We start from the raw sequence: 18,786 nt of genomic DNA, 5'->3' as shown, positions 1-18,786 counted from the left end.
TTAGTTAGGATTCTGAACAGTATGGCTACTAGAAATAATCAGCTACTCACTTTCATCCAAGACCTAAAGCAGCTAATCGCTGATGATGTATGTCAGGATCAGTTTCTTCAGCAGATTAATCAAGACTTGGATGAAATGACCAGTGAGCTAGGCTCAGAAAAATTAGCTGTTCATATTCTAAGCGCTGATTCAAATTTGGCAAACTCGTTTTATCATCTGTTGAACTCTGGTCAAGGTCTAGAAAAGAGCTATCAGGTTCAGCTATACAAATTACCAAAATCCTTACCACTAGAACAGAAGCCTGTGTCATCAGCCTTTCTAGTCCTTCAAGAACTAAGAGAGGATATAGAAGAGATTAAACAAACTCGCTATGAGCTTTTAGCCGAAGGAGCCGTGATTGTTGGGCGTAAACCTGGATGCACGATCTCTATTCCAGACCAGTACACCCGTGTCAGTGGTCAACATTTGAAATTACAGTGTTTCCCAGCGATCGATCTTAACTCTAGTCCTGAATGGCAAGTTCAAAACTGCGATGGGTGTAAAAACGGTACTTACCTGAATGGCGAACAGCTTGTAGAAAGTCAAATTCTAAAATCTGGCGATCGACTGGTTTTAGGAGATGAATTACTAGGTTCTAAAAGTCCCCAACTCGTTTTTGAGGATCAACCTACTTCAGATGACCCTTTCACAAAGTTCGATGAGGATCAGAGGCTCAAGAAGTTAGTAAACTGCGATATTCTATTTTTGATCGTTGATTCTCAGATTGATTCTCACTGTGAACCTTTAGAAGAAAAAGTATTGCAATTAGCAAGTACATCGTTAGTCAATCGAGCTTTTCTGGTAGTTCTATCACACGAGTCGATCGAGGTTTTTCGAGTAACTCAAGAGGCTCATACTTCTACAAGTTTAGAAGATCTGAATGAGTACATGGCTTCTACTGGCGAAAAGCAGAGTTATTTAATCAAAATTCAACGTGTCTTATTTCAGATCGTCTCAAGTGTTGATAACATTAACCAATTTCTTTTAGGTAAGCAAGCAAAAATCAAGCAAGAAATTGAGAAAGTTGAAACTCAGCAATCTCAGGAACGGAAAAAAGCTCCCGTAGAAGATACTTCCTTTCTGCTAAAGACAATTAATGAACAAAAAGCAAGCTTGCTGAGAGCGATCGAGTCCTCACTAGCTCACTCAAAACAGGATTTACTAGACGATTCATTGTCCAATAGTATTTTGCAAAAAACTCAGGAACTCATAGATGAATTGGAGGCGCAAATCGTCAAGCAAGGCGGAAAGAAATATCTAGAACTAAGAGCTAAAGACTTTGAGGCGAACGTAAATGATTTCATCGTACATGGTTGCGAGAATGAACTTCTGAATTGGGCTGGTGAGGAATGGAGAAAGATTTGCCAGGAGTACGGCAACGGTGGTTTAGAAGGCTTAGTCAGAAGCTCAAATACGATTCTAAAACCGATTTGTAAGAGGAATAAAAACACCTTTACTTTGAGAGTCAAGCCTAAAATTGAACTTGAAGGAGTTTTTAAAGCTCCTCTTAGAAGAATTCCGGTCAGAATTGAATATCATGAAGATCCGATATGGCTTTATTTCATTAAGAAGATTAGAAGTTCTGTCTTTCAAGTCATGGGGATTCTATTTCTTCTCAGTTTTTTGGGTCTTAGCAGAACCAGTTTTATCAAAAGCGTCAACAAACAGGTTTCTAGTTCTATTTTTCTATCCATTCTCGTCGCTGGAGCTAGTGTTTGGTTAATTTATAACTTATATAGAGGTTATCAAAAAGATAAGAAATTTGAGATTCGTAAATCATCAGAAAAAGTCAAGCAGGAGTTAAAGAATTATTACTATAAAGTCGTCAAAAATCGTTTTGTTGAGAAGCTCTCACAAGCCTTAGAAGCTTCTTTGAAGCAGGAACTAAGCAGATTTGAGGAAGCCATTAAGCTCTTCTTAAATACTGCTATGAGCGAAGGTATTCTCGAAGTGAGAAGCAATCAAGTAGATCTTGGAAGCCCTCTAAAGAACTATAAGGATCAGGCTAAAAAATTAGAAGGAAAATTAAAAAATTTTCAAAGAGTCAAGGACAAACTTCAAAAGCTTCAGTCGAGCAGCTAAATTTAAGCGATCGCTTGCTGGTGCAATGAGCAAGTAATGACCGTGTACCTCTACGATTTCGTTCGTCACCGTGATGATGTCTAAACTGAGGGCATTCATGGCACGGACGTTAACGCATTTGCGTCCAGACGGGGACGGCATGAACACCCAGACAAAGCACCGACCCGACACATTTCCTGCTACGCCATCTTGTCGAGAGTGCTACTTTTGCCAGGGACAAACCCAACTTTGCACCGTTTCATGCCGATACGTTTAAGAAAAGCACGCACTTGATTGGGACTGTGGTCAACTACCCCACCCACAAGGGGACTACGGTGTACACACAAGTCCTACTCACTTCGTTCTAGTCGGCTTCAGCCCCCTAAATCCCCCATTCTGGGGGATTTAGGGGGCGAAGGATTACGGCAAGTACAGATCAATTGACTTATGTATACACGGTAGCCCACAAGGGGATGGGGCTTGCACTTCCAAGTCCATCTAGCCGTCTAGAAGTCGGAGCGCAATAGGCTGATTGACCGCAGCCCGAAGTGTTTAGTTTTTTTGCAAGGAGCAACCCCAGAGTGTTCTCGTCCCTCTCGGACAGAAAGCGCATTGCTTCCGAAACTGTATCCCCTGTCGTGCGTAGTCTTGCAGGTCGTGCCTTTGTTAAAGGAGTGGGCTTGTCTAGGGGTTCGATGGTACCAGAAAACACGCTGTCAGTGGCACAGATGATTGCCAATCTGCGCGGCATTGAGCCGCTTGCTTGGCGCACCTATCCCTCCCAACCCACAAGGGGATTGGGTTTCCCGGTGACGCAATGAATTCCCGTCAGTTCCTCGCGCTTGGCTTGCGCTTGCGGCAGATGCGCTTTAACCAAATGGCTAGGTATTCAGGCAGGAAGCCGATTGTATTAGTTGGATCAAACATCGTTCAGGGAAAAGGATTAGGAATTATCAGTTTGTAAGCCTTGAAATCCTAAATCTCCCTGCACAGCCACTTTATCCGGGATATATTGCCTACCAGGTCTTCTGAAAGGCTTAGTCATCGTAAAGTAACCTTGATCATACTTCTACGATCAAGTGAACATAATTGTAAAAGTGGGTTAGATCATTTAAGCTGCTGTAGAGATAAAGTCGTGAAAAAATTATGGAGTCTAAGGATCTCATTGAATCGACAAAGCAATCAGCAAGTGTAAAACTCAAAAATAAACCTTTCGCGAATCAGCAAACGGCTCTGCAAAAAATCTTGTGGGCAGCTCGAACTCGGATTTTGCTCTGGTATGTTGCGATTTTGGTCTTCATTTTTCTCGCTTCGATTCCAGCATTTCGGCAACTTCTGTCTGCTCAAATTGACCAACGGGTACGTCAAGATTTGAGTGAGAAAGTGGATGTTTTCAAAAGTTTAATGAGTGGAGAATTGCCAGATGAAGGGACTGTCGAATTAGATGATCCAGAGCTTGCACGACAAGATCAGCGATTCAAACAACCTTATTCTAAAGAGGAGTTGGCTGGCTTTTTTGATGCTTACTTAGCCCGTCAAATTCCTGAAGATGAAATCTATATTCTTACTTTTGTAGAGGGCAAATTCTACAAATCCAGTCCAAGGGCAAGACCTGAAGTTCTTAAGCGCGATTCAGTTTTGATGCAACGCTGGGCGCAGCAAACTCAATCTGCTCAAGGCAAACATTTCACAAATGATGCGGCGATCGGAGATGTCCTTTACATTCTTGAACCTGTGAAAGTAGGCGGGAAAAGTCTGGGAGTACTCGTGGTTGCACATACGACTGCGGGAGAGCAAGCAGAAGCGATCGAAGCCGTTGGAGTCATCATCAAGGTCATCGCAGGCGTGCTTTTGGTTGCATTGGTTTTAGCTTGGTTTGCATCAGAACGGGTGCTAGCTCCTTTACGATCGCTGAGTGATGCAACTCGTTTGATTGGTGAAGCAGACCTCAATCAACGGCTAGAAGTGCAGGGAACAGGGCAGCTTGCAGACTTGGGACATTCTTTTAATGAAATGATGGATCGACTGGAATCGGCGTTTATAAGCCAGCGAAATTTTATTAATGATGCTGGGCATGAGCTACGAACGCCAATCACGATCATTCAAGGGCACCTAGAGCTGATGGGAGATGATCCGATCGAGCAACAAGAAACCTTGACGATCGTGATGGATGAGTTGGAGCGAATGACTCGGTTTGTCAATGACTTAGTTTTGCTGGCTAAGTCAGAGCATCCTGATTTTTTGCAGCCTGAAACCGTTGAGTTAGCGTCATTTGCTGAAGAACTGTTGGTAAAGGCGCAAGCATTAGCGGATCGGAGATGGATGCTGGAAGGCACAGTAAAGGGTCAAGGCTTTTTCGATCGACAGCGAATCACTCAGTCAGTGATGAATCTGGCACAGAACGCCACACAATTTACACAGGTTGGTGAGACGATCTCAATTGGCTTGGCGATCAGTAAAGGAAAGCTCCACTTCTGGGTGCGCGATACGGGCGAGGGGATTGCTCCCCATGATCAGCCTCGCATCTTTGATCGATTTGCGCGGGCTGCAAATAGTCGGCGACGATCAGAAGGGGCCGGATTGGGGTTGTCGATCGTAAAATCAATTGTAGAGGCACATGGGGGAGAAGTATCAGTTCGTAGCCAGATCGGTCAGGGTTCGACTTTTTCGATCGTGATTCCGCTTCAAGTCAGGAGTAAGGAGCAATGATGCAAATTCTGATTGCAGAAGATGAGCCAAGAATTGCCGCATTTGTTGAGAAAGGTCTGCGCTCAAATGGCTTTACAACGACGATCGCGACGACTGGGAGTGATGTCCTCAACATGGTTATGGGCAACGAATTTGATTTGTTGATTTTGGATCTGGGGTTGCCTGAGAAAGATGGATTAGAAGTACTAGAAGAACTGCGGGGTCAGGGTTCTCAGATTCCAATCGTGATTTTGACAGCGCGAGATGACATTCAGGATAAAATCTCAGGGCTGGAAGGTGGCGCAGATGACTATATGACGAAGCCTTTCCGATTTGAAGAGCTACTCGCAAGAGTTCGATTGAGATTGCGAACCCAGTCAACTATACCTGTTCAAGAAGAACTAATGTTGAGCGCGGGGGATGTGGTGTTAAATCTGCGGACTCGTAAAGCAACGGTAGGAAATAAAACGATCGAACTACCTGCACGTGAGTTTACTTTAGCAGAGATGTTCTTTCGCCATCCGGGTCAGGTTTTGAGCCGTCAGCAGTTGCTCGATCGAGTTTGGGGGTATGACTACGATCCAGGGTCGAATGTTGTTGATGTCTATGTCGGCTATTTACGTAGAAAGCTAGGCAGTACATTGTTGGAAACTGTCCGAGGAATGGGCTACAGACTAAAATTATGAGAATTTTCTCATCTAGATTTCATCTTATTCTTATCTAAAGTTTTCATAGTGTGGCCTGCGGTTAAGTGACAGATAGCTGAGAGGTGCTAACTTATAGGTCAAGGTTTTCTTAACCTTTGGAGCCTGTGTCGTACCTTAGAATTGGCTTGTCTTCTGGTGGGTACGACCTCATACTACATGTGTCAGAATGTGTCAGATTTTGATTGCTGAAGACGAAGCGCGGCTTGCTGCGTTCATTGAAAAAGGGCTGAGAAGAAAAGGGTTTATGACTGCGATCGCTCAAGATGGATTGCAAACGATTGAAATAATACAAGCTCAGAAAATCGATTTGCTGCTCTTGGATTTGGGATTGCCATTGATGGATGGTATGACTGTTTTACAGGAGCTTCGGGATCAAGGAGCAAAGATTCCAATTATTGTCGTCACGGCGCGAGCAGATGAACGTGAAAAGTTAGCAGCGTTACAAGCCGGGGCGAATGAGTTTATTACTAAGCCGTTTCGCTTTAACGATTTGCTAGCAACTGTTCAGTCTTGTCTAAATCTCAATTAACAGAAATCACAGGTCAGCTTTTTCGTTTAAACAATACTAACGTTGCTAAAGTTGTGTATAATTTGATCGATACGACAGTTCAAAAAAGTAAAAGCACCCATGCGGCATTTGTGCGAGCTTCAGGATTCCAGCGTTGAGATGCTTGAGTTTTGGGGTGCGATCGTAATTTGAACTGCTGATCTTCTATTCATATTAGTAGCGTCTCTTTTAGGGCAACGTCTAAGCTGCTCTGGTTTAAGATGTTTAGATTTTAGGAGCTATGAAAAGACGTTCCAATCATGAAATTAGCCCAGCAATTTGGCAATCAATCACATTACATCAGTTACAGGTTTTTGAAGTAGCTGCGCGGCATCGGAGCTTTACTCGTGCTGCGGAAGAGTTAAATCTCAGACAGCCAACAATATCCATACAAATCAAGCATCTGTCTAATTTGATTGGTTCTCCACTATTTGAAAATATTGGAAAACGAATGTATTTAACAGATGTAGGGAAACTACTATTTAAGACTTGTCAGGAAATCTTTGTCCGGATTGAACAATCAGAGATTAACCTGCTGGAATTGAAAGGGCTGAATCATGGTAGGTTACAAGTTGCTGCAACTCCATCTTCACAGTATTGTCTCGCTAAATTGCTGCAACCATTTTGCCAAGATTATCCAGGAATTCATATTTCACTTAGTTGGTTCAGCCACAAGGCTGTTCTCGATCGAATGAATGCAGATCTTGATGATCTCTACATCATGAGTCGGCTACCTGTCTATCGACGCGAGATTGAAGCCCGATCGTTTTTGCAGAACCCGCTGGTGGTCATCGCTCCACGGCAGCATCCACTGGCTAAGAAGCAGAGCATTACGCTTCAGAATCTAGCCCGTGAGTTTTTTGTGATGCGGGAGCCGGATTCTGCGACTCGGAGAGCGGCTGAGAGCCTCTTTGAGCAGTATGATATTCCGGTGCGAGTGAAGTTAGAAATGAGCAATAATGAGGCGATTAAACAGGCAGTGAGAGGTGGGTTTGGGTTAGCTATCATGTCATTGCATAGTCTGAGCGAGTTTGAGCTAGATCATCATTTTGTGGTACTTGATGTGGAGAACTTTCCAATTGTGCAGGAGTGGTTTTTAGTTTTTCGTAAAGATAAAGTGCTTTCAACTTCCGCAAGGACGTTTGTTGATTTTTTGCTAGAGAAAAGCTCAGGATACTTTCGGGTTTAGGTGTTTTTTAAGGAACGCGCATTTAATAAACCCAGCGAATAGAATTCGCGACTATGAGAACAAAACCTGCCTTCGCAGGTTAAGAAAATGGCGATTAGTCTGCGAAGGCAGACTTTGTTGGTTTAGTCGCGAATTCTATTCGCCGGGGCGTTTATCCGGTGTTATTTAATTCACAATCCTAAGTTTGGCTACTGTTGTAAGCGATCGCTGCGTTTTAGACAGCTTGCTGCTCCCCAAACTTCCCAGAATCAAGGTATGGAGAGCGAACTTTGAATAACCCGTATTGCGATCAAGCGACAGACCGCTGTCAATCAGAATGTGAAGGTTGTCCGAATCGTACCAATCACCAAATCCTGATTCCGCTGGTCATGATTGGGAGCCGTTAGCCAAATCACGCCTGGAGTAATGCTGAGATTGTCATTCACTCGATATTGATAGAATGCTTCAAAATGCAGGGAAGTATCGCGATCGCGTCCTACTCCCGTTGCAGCCGTCACTGCACCATCAATCTGGGTTAGTTTGGGTTCCATACCAATGACTAAACCTGCAAGATTGCCTTTCTTACCCAAGTCGGGAAACCCTAATGTCACTGCCCAGTTCCAAATATTAGCATCTCCTAACCTCAATACTCGCGCTCCTGTATAGCCAACCCAGCCATTGATGATAAACGCCGAACTCGGTCGAAAAGAAGCCTGTACCCCAAACGAATTGGTGACAACTGCGCGACCTGTTGCCGTAAATAAGTTCGCATTCAGGCTGCCTGCACTGCCCTCAGTCGTATAGTCAGTGTTGTAGGCATGGATATAAGTCAAGCCAAACCCCAGCGCTTCAGAAGGCTCGAAAGTTAATTGTGCGATCGCGCCATAAGACCCATTAAACAGACCATTATTATCGGTCGGATCTGAGGCATCACCCGCAAGATAACCCACACTCAACTCTAGTGCATCACTAAATTCATGCGTGACACCGACACCCGCACCTTCTAACAGATAATAAATTGGGTTGCGAGTTCCAAATTTAGAAATTGAACCACTGCTGCTATCTCCGTCAAAGAAAGGATTGATCGATTCAGCAAACTCTTCTGCTTCTCCCTCATTTGCTGCAATGAAAACCGTCGTTTTCTCGCCCAGTGGAAACTCATAGGAGATTTATTATCAGTAATAGTTGGTCAGCCAACTATTTTGGCTGCTCTTTTTGACAGATTTGGGATTTATTACTACTCACATTTTATTGCTTACGGCAGGACTAAAGGATCGGTATACTATTCCTGATATTCAGCTTTATTTAATTGAGAAAGACAGAGGGTTTCCTAAATTTTTCCAGTATATGAAAGAGTGTTGGTTGTTTGCTTCTACTGGGGTTTATTACTTTCAAACAGCGCTTATGGCTTTACTCAAGTTAGATGCTGCTATTCTTCTACCTTCTAGTAGACGATGCCTTCAGTAGATTATTAAGACACAAGTGAAGAAAACTTAAGAATCCTTTCATGAGACTTTTCTCATGCAGCTTTCACTTTAGTCTTAGCAAAAACTAAGAGGCTGTATATTAGCGCAACCGAAGCGCTGTTGACTGAATGGCTGTTGAGCTGAAAGGCTCTGAGTTTTTCTAAGAGAGGTTTCCAATGCGAGTTTGTGTAATCGGAACCGGATATGTTGGCTTAGTCACAGGAGCGTGTCTTGCTCAAATTGGTCATGATGTAGTCTGTATCGATAATAATGCTGCAAAGGTTGAGCAGATGCAAGCTGGTATTGCCCCAATCCTTGAGCCTGGACTTAAAGAGATTATGCAGGCTGCAATGCAAGCAGGCAAGCTGCAGTTTTCAACGGATTTGAGTCAGGGTGTCGCACATGGCGAAGTGCTATTTATCGCAGTCGGTACACCTGCTTTACCGAATGGAGAGAGTGATACTCGCTATGTGGAAGCAGTTGCCCGTGGAATCGGACAGCACCTGAATGGTGGATATAAAGTCATTGTGAATAAGTCTACTGTTCCCATTGGGTCAGGAGATTGGGTGCGTCGAATTGTGATGGATGGTGTAGCAGAGCGACAGCAGCAAATTACAGGGTTTGATGTTGTCAGTAATCCTGAATTTCTACGAGAAGGTTCAGCCGTCTATGATACATTTAACCCCGATCGCATTGTGCTGGGGAGTGATAGTGAGCAAGCGATCGAGAAAATGAAGGCACTCTACCAGCCTTTAATGGATCGTACCTTTGCTCAAGATCCGACATTGCCGCCTGTTCCCGTCGTGGTTACTGATCTCACTTCGGCTGAGATGATTAAGTATGCGGCGAATGCGTTTCTAGCAACGAAGATCAGCTTTATTAATGAAGTTGCGAATATCTGCGATCGAGTGGGTGCAGATGTCACTCAAGTTGCTCACGGCATTGGATTAGACTCTCGAATTGGAAGTAAATTTCTCCAAGCTGGCATCGGATGGGGAGGTTCTTGTTTTCCGAAAGATGTTGCTGCTTTGATTCATACTGCAAATGATTATGGATACAAGACAGAACTGCTTAATGCTGCGGTGGAGACGAATCAGAGTCAAAAACTAATTGTTGTTGAAAAGCTCCAGCAAGTTCTCAAGATCCTCAAAGGTAAAACGATCGGCTTACTCGGCTTAACATTCAAACCCGATACTGATGATCTGCGAGATGCTCCTGCGCTGGAAATCATTGCTGCGTTGACTCGTTTGGGTGCGAAAGTCAAAGCTTATGACCCGATTGTTTCTGAATTAGATCATGCTGACTTAGCTGAAACTCCTGAACAACTTGCTGAGGGCTGTGATGCACTGGTTCTCGTCACCGACTGGAAAGAATTCCGCGATTTAGATTATGCTGCGCTTGCTCAAAAAATGGCATTTGCATTGATGATTGATGGACGAAACTTTTTAGATCCCGCTCAGATCACTGAAGCAGGCTTTGCTTATATTGGGATTGGTCGCCCAAATCGAGGCTTCCTAACCCCTAAGATTGCTACACCTCAAATGAGTACGATCGCTTAGATTGTAGGTTCCGCATCTACAAAGCAGAATTTACTAGATATTCTCCAACAATTTGAAGAAGGTTTGTCATCTTTTCGCTTTGACCCTTCACCCCACCCTTTCTTATGAAATTGCTGGTTTACTCCCACGACGCTTTCGGCTTGGGCAATATTCGTAGAATGTTAGCGATTTGCGAATATTTGCTCCAAACGATTCCTAATTTGTCTATTTTGCTTCTGTCGGGTTCTCCGATGATGCAAGGGTTCAGAATTTCCAACAACTTAGATTACATCAAACTCCCCTGTCTCAATCGTGGGACTACTGGCAAGATTGCGACCAAATTTCTAGGAATGGACGCAGACGAAACCGTGAAACTGCGATCGAAGCTGATCCGTTCTGCGGCTGCCAGTTTCAAACCAGACATGGTTTTAGTTGATAAGAAGCCCTACGGCATTCAAAATGAGCTAATGCCAACACTGACCTACCTCAAGACCGTTCAGCCAGAAACAAAGATGGTTTTGCTGCTCCGTGATATTCTAGATTCCCCTGAAGTGACGATCGCAGAATGGCAGAAGCATGGATTTGAGCAGACGGTTGAAGAATTTTACGATCGCTTATTGATTGTTGGAACCCCTGAAATTTTTGATTTCTGTCACGCTTATCAACTTCCGTCTCATATTGCTTACAAAGCAAGATACTGCGGTTATTTACGTCGTCCGCAAGGGTGTAAATCTGAAGCAGAAGTTCGTCAAGAACTCGCACTAGCAGATTCTGATCGGCTCGTCGTGGTAACACCTGGCGGGGGAGAAGATGGCTATCCGATGGTTGATGCCTTTCTACAAGGAGTTTCTACTTCAACTTTCAAGAGCTTGGTCATTTGCGGCCCAGAAATGCCAATTCAGCAAAGGCAAGCACTCTACCAAACCGCAGCACATCTACCTCAAGTCGAAATGCGTGAGTTTAGCGACGACTTGATGAGTTACTTAGGGGCAGCAGATATCGTTGTCTCAATGGGCGGGTATAACACGATTTGCGAAGTGCTAACCGCAGGAAAACGGGCAGTAATTGTCCCCAGGGTGAAGCCTTCGCAAGAGCAAATTATTCGGACAAATTGTATGGCGAGGTTTGGCTTTTTTAGCGCGATCGAACCTAGCCAACTCAGTCCACAGACGCTATTCCAGGCAGTCCAATGGCAAATGGATCAAGTCAATCATCCACTTCCTCAGATTGATCTCAATGGGCTGTCCAGAATTGCTCATCATCTTTCTAGCTTGATGAAAGTCGATCCTAGAGATTCCGCTAAACAAAACCCCTATGCGATTCGTTAAGGAGAAATGTTCATGCCACGGTTAATGTTTTACTGTCAGCACATTCTAGGAATGGGGCATCTTGTCCGCAGTATGGAGATTGTGCGTGGATTAATACCAGATTTTCAGGTTTGTTTTATCAATGGTGGAGAGATTGTAGAAGGCTTCGAGATTCCCGCTGGAATTGAGGTTGTCAATCTTCCTGCAATTAAAACTGATTCAGAATTTCAGGAACTTCAAGTTGTAAATTCAGCCTACACACTAGAAGAAGTGAAAGATATGCGATGTGCGGAGCTATTGGAAGCCTTCGATCGCTTTCAGCCTGATGTTTTGATGGTTGAGCTGTTTCCCTTTGGACGACGCAGATTTTCCTTTGAATTGATTCCACTGCTAGAACGGGCGAAAACTCGTGGCGCAAAAGCTGTTTGTAGCTTAAGAGATATTGTCGTGACGAAAAGCGATCGCACAAAGCACGAAGAGAAAGTCTGCAAGTTGATGAATCAGTACTTTGATCTACTCCTTGTCCACGGCGATCCACAGTTCCAACCCTTAGAGGAAACCTTCTCTAGAGTGACAGACCTGACCTGTGAGGTGAAATTTACAGGCTATGTTGTTCAACCTCAACCGGAGCCAGTTGCAGAGCTTCCAAATGTCAATCCTGACAGGCCTCTCATCCTAGTCAGTGTGGGGGGTGGAAGATTTGGGCATGAGCTTCTTGATTGTGTCGTGGAGACAGCTCCTATTTTGAAGCATCAACTGCCGCATCAGATACAAGTGTTCACAGGCCCATTTATGCCAGAGTGGAAACTGCTTGAACTGCAATCAAACGCAGCAACTTCTTCTAATATTCGTATCGATCGCTATACGCCAAGCCTCTTGAGCTATATGCAAAAAGCAGATTTGTCGATTAGTATGTCTGGTTACAATACAACGATGAATGTGTTGACAACAGGAGTGCGTTCTCTGCTGTTACCGTTTACAGGAAATGACGACCAGGAACAACGCATTCGAGCAGAGAAATTAGCTCATTTGGGAGTTGTTGAAGTCATTCAACCCAGCGATTTAGAGCCGAACCAATTCGCGAAAAAGATTGTTTTCTACCTGCAACAGCAACCGACTCGATTGAAATTTGATTGTGCAGGCGTTGAGAAAACCGCAATGCAATTGAAGCAATTTTTGCGGCAGCAGCAGCAAAGTAGTGTGGAGGTAGTGAAAGCATGAAAGTTTGTATCACGACGTTAGAGTTTCCGCCGGATGTGGGTGGTGTGGGTGAATCGGTTCATCGAATTTCTAAGATGCTGACAGCAGGAGGCTATGAAGTCCATGTTGCTCGTGCAGTTGAGGTGTAACATGGCAACACGAGTCATTTTAGTTCGGCATGGGCAAAGTACTTACAATGCTGAAAAACGCTATCAAGGATGCTGCGATAAGTCTGTATTGACGGAAGCTGGATTGATGATGGCACAGCAGACAAGAGATTTGCTGAAACACACTAAAATTCATGCCGCTTATAGTAGTCCTCTGCAAAGAACTCAGCAAACAGCGATCGCGATTCTGCAAAATTCCAGGCTAGAACTGAACTGTCACGATCATTTGAAAGAAATTGCGATGCCAACTTGGGAAGGATTACCCTTTCAATATGTGCGACAACACTTTGCAGAGGATTATCAATGCTGGAAAGAGCGACCGCATGAATTTCAAATGCAACTTGCTGAAGCAGAAAGCTCAGTTGCAACACTCACAGAGCCTTGCTTTCCAGTTCTAGACTTGTATGTGCAAGCCCAACAATTTTGGAAAGAGGTGATTCCGCACCACATTGATGAAACGATTTTGATCATCAGTCACGGTGGAACGATTCGAGCTTTGATCGGAACGGCGATCGGGATGGGATGTCAAACTTTTCACACCTTACAGCAATCGAACTGTGGGGTGAGCGTGCTAGAGTTTCCACAGGGCTTAGAGCAGCCTGCAACGTTGCGAGCGATGAATCGTACTCAGCATCTCGGCGAGTCTCTTCCTAAGCTCAAAGAAGGCAAACTGGGCTTACGATTGCTTCTCATTCAAAACTCTGATTCTTTGCTGGATTTTGCTAAGTTTCTCAAATCGGTCAGCTTAGACTTCTGTTTGAGTTGCGATCGCATAGACGTTACTCAAGAATTGGCATGGCAGATGGATTCAGAATCATTGACGACTGGAGTCGCGACACTCTCTCCAAATCTGATTCGTCAATTGCTTGCTCACACGCTAGAGATTCCCGCAGATTCATCGATTTTCGACCTAGAGCCAGGAACAATGAGCATTCTGCATTACCCGATCAATCATCGCCCTGTTCTGCAAGCATTCAACTTTATCCCCAACACACTACTATGAAGATTTTAATCACTGGTGCTGCTGGTTTTATTGGGTTTCATTTGGCAAAACGGCTTCTGAGTGATGGTTATCAAGTTCATGGGATTGACAATCTTAATGATTACTATGATATTGCGCTCAAATGTGCACGACTAGAAAGGCTCAAGCATCATAAACAGTTCAGCTTTCAACTTCTGGATCTCGTCGATCGAGAGGGCATTCTACAACTTTTTCAGGATCACAAATTTGACTATGTTGTGAACTTGGCGGCTCAAGCGGGTGTACGCTACTCGCTGAAAAATCCACATACCTACATTGATAGCAACATTACTGGGTTTGTGAACTTACTAGAAGGCTGCCGAAATAGTGATATTCAGCATCTCATTTTTGCTTCCTCAAGCTCTGTCTATGGTGCAAACACGAAGATTCCTTTCTCGGTTCAGGACAATGTTGACTATCCAGTTTCTCTCTACGCTGCAACCAAGAAATCGAATGAATTGATTGCTCACTCATACAGTCATCTGTATGGCATTCCAACGACTGGACTTCGGTTCTTTACGGTCTATGGGGCTTGGGGTAGACCTGATATGGCTTACTTCAAATTCGTGAAAGCGATCGCAGAAGGGACACCCATCGAAATCTACAACTACGGTAAAATGCAGCGAGATTTTACCTTTATTGATGACATTATTGAAGGTGTGGTACGGGTCATGACGAAAATTCCCACCACTAATACCGATGCAGCTTTGAATAGTAATGCAGCTTATAAGCTCTATAACATTGGCAATAACAACCCAGTTGAGCTAATGCAGTTTGTTGAAACGATCGAACAATTACTCGGTAGTTTTGCCATCAAAAAATTTCTTCCCATGCAGCCAGGAGATGTTCCCATGACTTATGCAGATGTCGATGACTTAATGCAGGAGGTTGGCTTCAAGCCAGAAACTTCTTTAGAAGAAGGATTGTTCCAGTTTGTGCAGTGGTATCGCGAGTACTACGAAACACCTTCTAGAAACAAGTATCATCAGCGTTCAGCCACTGCTTTAATTTAGTCGATGCGATTGATGACTCAGTAAAAAAGAAAACTAGATATGTCTAGCTCCACTCAGAAGGCTTTGATGTTGTGCGCTTTCAACCTGCTGGTTGCTCAAACTGCAATCGCGGAAGAAGTTCCCACAGTTAAGAGAGAATTTCCTCAATCCTCTGTTTCTCAAACTGCTTTCCAGCAGGAATCTTCTGAGCCAACTTTTTCTGCTTTAACGTCTCCGTCTGAAGTAACACTGCCTGAGTTTTTGACACAGCCAGCCCCAATGGCTCAAGTCACCTCTGTTTCTGAGCTGTCAGATGTCCAGCCTGGTGATTGGGCCTTTCAGGCGTTAAAGTCGATCGTTGAACGATATGGTGTCGTGTCAGGCTATCCAAATCGGACTTTTCGAGGAAATCGGGCAATGAGTCGCTATGAATTTGCGGCTGGCTTAAGTCGTGCGATGAATCAAGTCGATGAAGTTCTGAAGACCTTGCCTGAGCAATATGCAACTCAGCAAGATTTAGAAGTGCTTAAGAAGCTCCAAGCAGAATTCGCAAAAGAACTCGCGATCGTCAACAGTCAGATTGATACCCTTGATTCGGAACGACGATTATCTAACTCATTTTCGGCAACAACTAAACTAATAGGCGAGGTTGTGTTTGCAGTAACCAGTGTCGCTGATGCAGAGAAACCAGATGGAAGTGACGATCGTACGGATAGCAATCTCACTTTAGGAAGTCGGGTTCGCCTCAATTTTGATACCAGTCTTTTTGGGAAAGATCGGCTGAGAACTCGATTGCAGGCAAGCAATCTTAGCCGAATTGACCAAGCAGCGGGGACAGACATGGCGCGATTAGCCTACCAGGGGGGCAGTGAAGGCAGATTAGAAGTGAGCCGATTAGAGTATCGAACTCCAATTAGTAAACAAGCAACGCTGTATGTTGCCGCAGTCGGTGGAAGCTTAAACGACTTCGCAAATACCTTCAATCCGTTTCTTTCTGGAAGTGCAGAAGGATCAGTCTCTCGATTTGGGCAGCGCAATCCTATCTATCGAATTGGAGGAGGGAGCGGAATTGGTTTAGAGTATGAGTTCACCGATGATATTGCTTTCACAGTAGGCTACCTGGGTTCGGATTTGAATGATCCAGAACAAGGCTTCAACAAGTCATCGTATGGCGTGATCGCTCAATTGTCTCTAGAGCTAAGTAACCGATTCGGAATTGGTTTGACTTATGTGCGCTCTTTCAATAGCGTCAGTACCGCAAGTGGAAGCGAACTTGCAAATGATCCTTTTGATGGTGATAGTGATGCAGTCACCGCAGATTCCTTTGGCATTCAAGCTGCGATCGCACCGAGTAAAAAGCTCTCGTTCTCAGCGTGGGCAGGCTTTACCCGTGCTAGAGCGACTGATCTAGACAACAATCCGAGCGCTAGTATTTTTAACTGGGCAGTCACGATCGCATTGCCAGATCTACTGAGGGAAGGCAGTTTGGCAGGATTTGTGATAGGTCAACCGCCTAAACTGACCCGTAACGATTTTTCTCAAGGTGGTCAAGCACTGGAAGATAAGGATACTTCTTTACATTTCGAGGCATTTTATCGGTGTCGCGTGAATGATTTTATCAGTATCACACCAGGAGTTATTTTGATTACTAACCCTGAACATAATCGCAATAACAACAATATCTTCATCGGGACAATCCGAACAACCTTTAGCTTTTGATGTCTGAGTTAACTGAATCCTTTTATCTACCTCAAAATGCTCACGCAATCTAGCTCGAAGTTTTTTGCGATCGCAATTCTAATTTCTCTATTCATTGTTGCTTCTACCTCAGCGATTGAACTCAAAGATGGGAGAACTTATTTTGAAAAGCCCCCGCGCTTACTTGGTATAGCAACAAGCCAAAATGGAACTTACGTCTGGGGCGCAAATTATTACTTCACGGTTGCAGTTCCAGAAGATGCGGGTGAACCATTACAAAAGCTAGAAATCGAACTCGAAGCAAGTCCGGGTCGCCCATTTTTCGATGCGTCTAAGCTAGAAGCGTTTGAAGGCAAGCGGAGGAAACCAGGCAATAAAATTCCCGTCAAAAATGTCATGATCAATGCTCAAGCTCAAGTCATCTCTGTGACATTTGATCCACCTGTTAAACCAGGAAAAACCGTAACCGTGAGAGTCTACCCTGTTCGCAATCCTGCTACGGGAGGAACTTATTTATATGGAGTCACAGCATTTCCAGTAGGAGAGCAACCTGCGGGCCAATTCCTCGGCTTTGGGCGAATTCGGATTTACGATCGAGAACAAGACTAGCATTTAGGTGGCAGATCATGAGTGGAGATGATGAACAACTGAAAGAGAGTCCTAGGCTTCCGGTCGGCCATAAAGGCATCTTTTGGGCGGCTCAAAATCGGATTTTATTCTGCTATGGTTTGCTGCTTGCATTGATTTTTATTGCGGTCATTCCTGCATTTCGATCAATATTGATGCTTCGCGTCAATGAACGAGTTCGGGGTGACATGACCGAAAAAGCAAGTACTTTTAATGCCTTAGTTGAAGGGAAGCTGGATGGTTCTCTCGAAGGTTCTCATTGGTCTGAAAGGCGAGATGAGCGATTGAAACCGCCTACCTCAATAAAAGATTTGGAAGCTTTTTTTGATGCTTATCTTTCTCGCCAAGTGCCCGAAGATGATGTCTACTTGATTACTTTCACAGATGGAGATTTCTATCGATCTAGTCCCAGAGCTAGACCAGAAATCCTTAAACAAGGTAGTTCACTGATGAATCAATGGGCAGCCCTTACAATTCCCCAGCAAGGAGAAAAGCCCGTTGATGATCCAGAGCTAGAAAAATTAATCTACATTGCTCAACCGATTCAAGCCAATGGGCAAACGATCGGTGTGTTTATCATGGCGCACACGACAGCAGGAGAGCAGAGAGAAGTTCTAGAAGCAGTGGATGTTGTGATTCAAGTGACCGGGGGAGTGCTTGTCTTAGCTTTACTTTTAGGTTGGTTTGCTTCTGGTCAGATTCTTGCTCCACTACAGTCATTGTCTTCGACAGCACGATCGATTGGTGAATCTGATCTGACTCAACGCATTTCGATCCAGGGTGCAGGTGAGATTGCTGATTTAGCAAATACTTTTAATGACATGATGGATCGTCTTCAAAGTGCATTTACTACTCAGCGCAACTTTATCAATGATGCAGGGCACGAATTGCGAACTCCCTTAACGATTATTCGTGGGCATATCGAATTGATGGGCAATGACCCGATCGAGCAGCAAGAAACCATGAACATTGTGATGGATGAACTCGATCGCATGAATCGGTTTGTCGATGACTTGATTCTACTCGCAAAATCAGAGCGTCCAGATTTCTTGCAGCTTGAACCAGTGTCTTTAGAATCTCTAACTCAGGAGCTTTTTACGAAAGCCTGTGCCCTAGCAGATCGAAACTGGGTGTTAGATAATGTTGGGCAAGGAGAAATCATTGTCGATCGACAACGAATTACCCAGGCTGTGATGAATTTAGCTCAAAATGCAACCCAGCACACTCAAACAACTCAAACGATCTCCATCGGTTCAGCAATCTCCTCAAAGACAGTTCGCTTCTGGGTGCGCGATACAGGAGAAGGAATTTCTTTAGTCGATCAGCAAAGAATTTTTGAGCGCTTTGCCCGTTCTGCAAAAAGTCGTCGTCGCTCGGAAGGAGCAGGACTAGGATTAGCGATCGTTCGAGCGATCGTGGAAGCTCATCATGGACAAATTAAACTACGGAGTCAGCTTGGCAGAGGGTCAACGTTTACGATGATCATTCCATTAGAGGATGCTATCTCTTCATCACAGGGAACACTTCGCAACCGTTGATCCAATTATTAACTTGAGTGTT

The 18,786-nt window shown here is 44.2% G+C and carries 16 protein-coding genes; 15 read left to right on the top strand and 1 reads right to left on the bottom strand.

Annotated features, from left to right (window positions below):
* The first annotated feature begins 21 nt into the window (after positions 1-21).
* The 6 genes from ACJ2PR_RS06110 to ACJ2PR_RS06085 all read left to right on the top strand — a co-directional run bounded on the left by ACJ2PR_RS06110 (position 22) and on the right by ACJ2PR_RS06085 (position 7,231).
* Complete coding sequence (locus tag ACJ2PR_RS06110; protein WP_446876372.1) at positions 22-2,121, top strand: FHA domain-containing protein; 2,100 nt, start codon at positions 22-24, stop codon at positions 2,119-2,121.
* 674 nt (positions 2,122-2,795) lie between these two features.
* A complete protein-coding gene (locus tag ACJ2PR_RS06105) occupies positions 2,796-2,921 on the top strand; it encodes a hypothetical protein (RefSeq protein ID WP_446876371.1) in 126 nt (41 codons plus the stop codon).
* A 325-nt stretch (positions 2,922-3,246) separates the two neighbouring features.
* Positions 3,247-4,809, top strand: a complete 1,563-nt coding sequence (locus tag ACJ2PR_RS06100; protein WP_446876370.1) for a sensor histidine kinase — start codon at positions 3,247-3,249, stop codon at positions 4,807-4,809.
* Positions 4,806-5,474 carry a response regulator transcription factor gene (locus ACJ2PR_RS06095; protein ID WP_446876369.1) on the top strand — a complete coding sequence of 223 codons (669 nt, stop codon included), beginning with the start codon at positions 4,806-4,808 and terminating at the stop codon, positions 5,472-5,474. Before ACJ2PR_RS06100 ends, ACJ2PR_RS06095 begins: the two co-directional genes overlap by 4 nt.
* Positions 5,475-5,661: 187 nt before the next feature.
* Positions 5,662-6,024: a response regulator transcription factor gene (locus ACJ2PR_RS06090; RefSeq protein ID WP_446876368.1), complete on the top strand. Its 363-nt coding sequence runs from the start codon at positions 5,662-5,664 to the stop codon at positions 6,022-6,024.
* 259 nt (positions 6,025-6,283) lie between these two features.
* Entirely contained in the window at positions 6,284-7,231 is a 948-nt protein-coding gene (locus ACJ2PR_RS06085; protein ID WP_446876367.1) for a LysR substrate-binding domain-containing protein, read from the top strand.
* 311 nt (positions 7,232-7,542) lie between these two features.
* Here ACJ2PR_RS06085 and ACJ2PR_RS06080 read toward each other — a convergent pair whose 3' ends face one another.
* The gene (locus ACJ2PR_RS06080) at positions 7,543-8,379 is read right to left on the bottom strand and encodes an iron uptake porin (RefSeq protein ID WP_446876382.1); all 837 of its coding nucleotides are present in this window, start codon (positions 8,377-8,379) and stop codon (positions 7,543-7,545) included.
* A 473-nt stretch (positions 8,380-8,852) separates the two neighbouring features.
* Between ACJ2PR_RS06080 and ACJ2PR_RS06075 the strand changes: the two genes are divergently transcribed.
* From ACJ2PR_RS06075 to ACJ2PR_RS06035, 9 genes are all read left to right on the top strand, one after another.
* Positions 8,853-10,235, top strand: a complete 1,383-nt coding sequence (locus ACJ2PR_RS06075; protein ID WP_446876366.1) for a UDP-glucose dehydrogenase family protein — start codon at positions 8,853-8,855, stop codon at positions 10,233-10,235.
* Positions 10,236-10,339: 104 nt separating this feature from the next.
* Positions 10,340-11,542, top strand: a complete 1,203-nt coding sequence (locus tag ACJ2PR_RS06070; RefSeq protein WP_446876365.1) for a glycosyltransferase family protein — start codon at positions 10,340-10,342, stop codon at positions 11,540-11,542.
* Positions 11,543-11,554: 12 nt separating this feature from the next.
* Complete coding sequence (locus ACJ2PR_RS06065; RefSeq protein ID WP_446856950.1) at positions 11,555-12,742, top strand: glycosyltransferase family protein; 1,188 nt, start codon at positions 11,555-11,557, stop codon at positions 12,740-12,742.
* Complete coding sequence (locus ACJ2PR_RS06060; protein ID WP_446876364.1) at positions 12,739-12,870, top strand: hypothetical protein; 132 nt, start codon at positions 12,739-12,741, stop codon at positions 12,868-12,870. The genes ACJ2PR_RS06065 and ACJ2PR_RS06060 overlap by 4 nt, the downstream gene beginning before the upstream one ends.
* Position 12,871: 1 nt before the next feature.
* A complete protein-coding gene (locus ACJ2PR_RS06055) occupies positions 12,872-13,891 on the top strand; it encodes a histidine phosphatase family protein (protein WP_446876363.1) in 1,020 nt (339 codons plus the stop codon).
* Positions 13,888-14,922: an NAD-dependent epimerase gene (locus tag ACJ2PR_RS06050; protein WP_446876362.1), complete on the top strand. Its 1,035-nt coding sequence runs from the start codon at positions 13,888-13,890 to the stop codon at positions 14,920-14,922. The genes ACJ2PR_RS06055 and ACJ2PR_RS06050 overlap by 4 nt, the downstream gene beginning before the upstream one ends.
* Positions 14,923-14,961: 39 nt before the next feature.
* The gene (locus ACJ2PR_RS06045) at positions 14,962-16,620 is read left to right on the top strand and encodes an iron uptake porin (RefSeq protein ID WP_446876361.1); all 1,659 of its coding nucleotides are present in this window, start codon (positions 14,962-14,964) and stop codon (positions 16,618-16,620) included.
* 36 nt (positions 16,621-16,656) lie between these two features.
* On the top strand, positions 16,657-17,208 hold the full coding sequence (locus tag ACJ2PR_RS06040) for a DUF2808 domain-containing protein (protein ID WP_446856943.1): 552 nt from the start codon (positions 16,657-16,659) through the stop codon (positions 17,206-17,208).
* 17 nt (positions 17,209-17,225) lie between these two features.
* On the top strand, positions 17,226-18,764 hold the full coding sequence (locus tag ACJ2PR_RS06035) for a sensor histidine kinase (RefSeq protein ID WP_446876360.1): 1,539 nt from the start codon (positions 17,226-17,228) through the stop codon (positions 18,762-18,764).
* Positions 18,765-18,786: the final 22 nt, after the last annotated feature.

The organism is Phormidesmis sp. 146-33, assembly GCF_052939515.1.
Note: the sequence above shows the minus strand (reverse complement) of the source record. Positions and strands in the feature narration are given on the sequence as shown.

Coding starts and splice junctions, on each gene's coding strand:
- ACJ2PR_RS06110 (WP_446876372.1), top strand. CDS start 22: ATGGCTACTAGAAATAATCAGCTACTCACTTTCATCCAAGACCTAAAG.
- ACJ2PR_RS06105 (WP_446876371.1), top strand. CDS start 2,796: ATGGTACCAGAAAACACGCTGTCAGTGGCACAGATGATTGCCAATCTG.
- ACJ2PR_RS06100 (WP_446876370.1), top strand. CDS start 3,247: ATGGAGTCTAAGGATCTCATTGAATCGACAAAGCAATCAGCAAGTGTA.
- ACJ2PR_RS06095 (WP_446876369.1), top strand. CDS start 4,806: ATGATGCAAATTCTGATTGCAGAAGATGAGCCAAGAATTGCCGCATTT.
- ACJ2PR_RS06090 (WP_446876368.1), top strand. CDS start 5,662: ATGTGTCAGATTTTGATTGCTGAAGACGAAGCGCGGCTTGCTGCGTTC.
- ACJ2PR_RS06085 (WP_446876367.1), top strand. CDS start 6,284: ATGAAAAGACGTTCCAATCATGAAATTAGCCCAGCAATTTGGCAATCA.
- ACJ2PR_RS06075 (WP_446876366.1), top strand. CDS start 8,853: ATGCGAGTTTGTGTAATCGGAACCGGATATGTTGGCTTAGTCACAGGA.
- ACJ2PR_RS06070 (WP_446876365.1), top strand. CDS start 10,340: ATGAAATTGCTGGTTTACTCCCACGACGCTTTCGGCTTGGGCAATATT.
- ACJ2PR_RS06065 (WP_446856950.1), top strand. CDS start 11,555: ATGCCACGGTTAATGTTTTACTGTCAGCACATTCTAGGAATGGGGCAT.
- ACJ2PR_RS06060 (WP_446876364.1), top strand. CDS start 12,739: ATGAAAGTTTGTATCACGACGTTAGAGTTTCCGCCGGATGTGGGTGGT.
- ACJ2PR_RS06055 (WP_446876363.1), top strand. CDS start 12,872: ATGGCAACACGAGTCATTTTAGTTCGGCATGGGCAAAGTACTTACAAT.
- ACJ2PR_RS06050 (WP_446876362.1), top strand. CDS start 13,888: ATGAAGATTTTAATCACTGGTGCTGCTGGTTTTATTGGGTTTCATTTG.
- ACJ2PR_RS06045 (WP_446876361.1), top strand. CDS start 14,962: ATGTCTAGCTCCACTCAGAAGGCTTTGATGTTGTGCGCTTTCAACCTG.
- ACJ2PR_RS06040 (WP_446856943.1), top strand. CDS start 16,657: ATGCTCACGCAATCTAGCTCGAAGTTTTTTGCGATCGCAATTCTAATT.
- ACJ2PR_RS06035 (WP_446876360.1), top strand. CDS start 17,226: ATGAGTGGAGATGATGAACAACTGAAAGAGAGTCCTAGGCTTCCGGTC.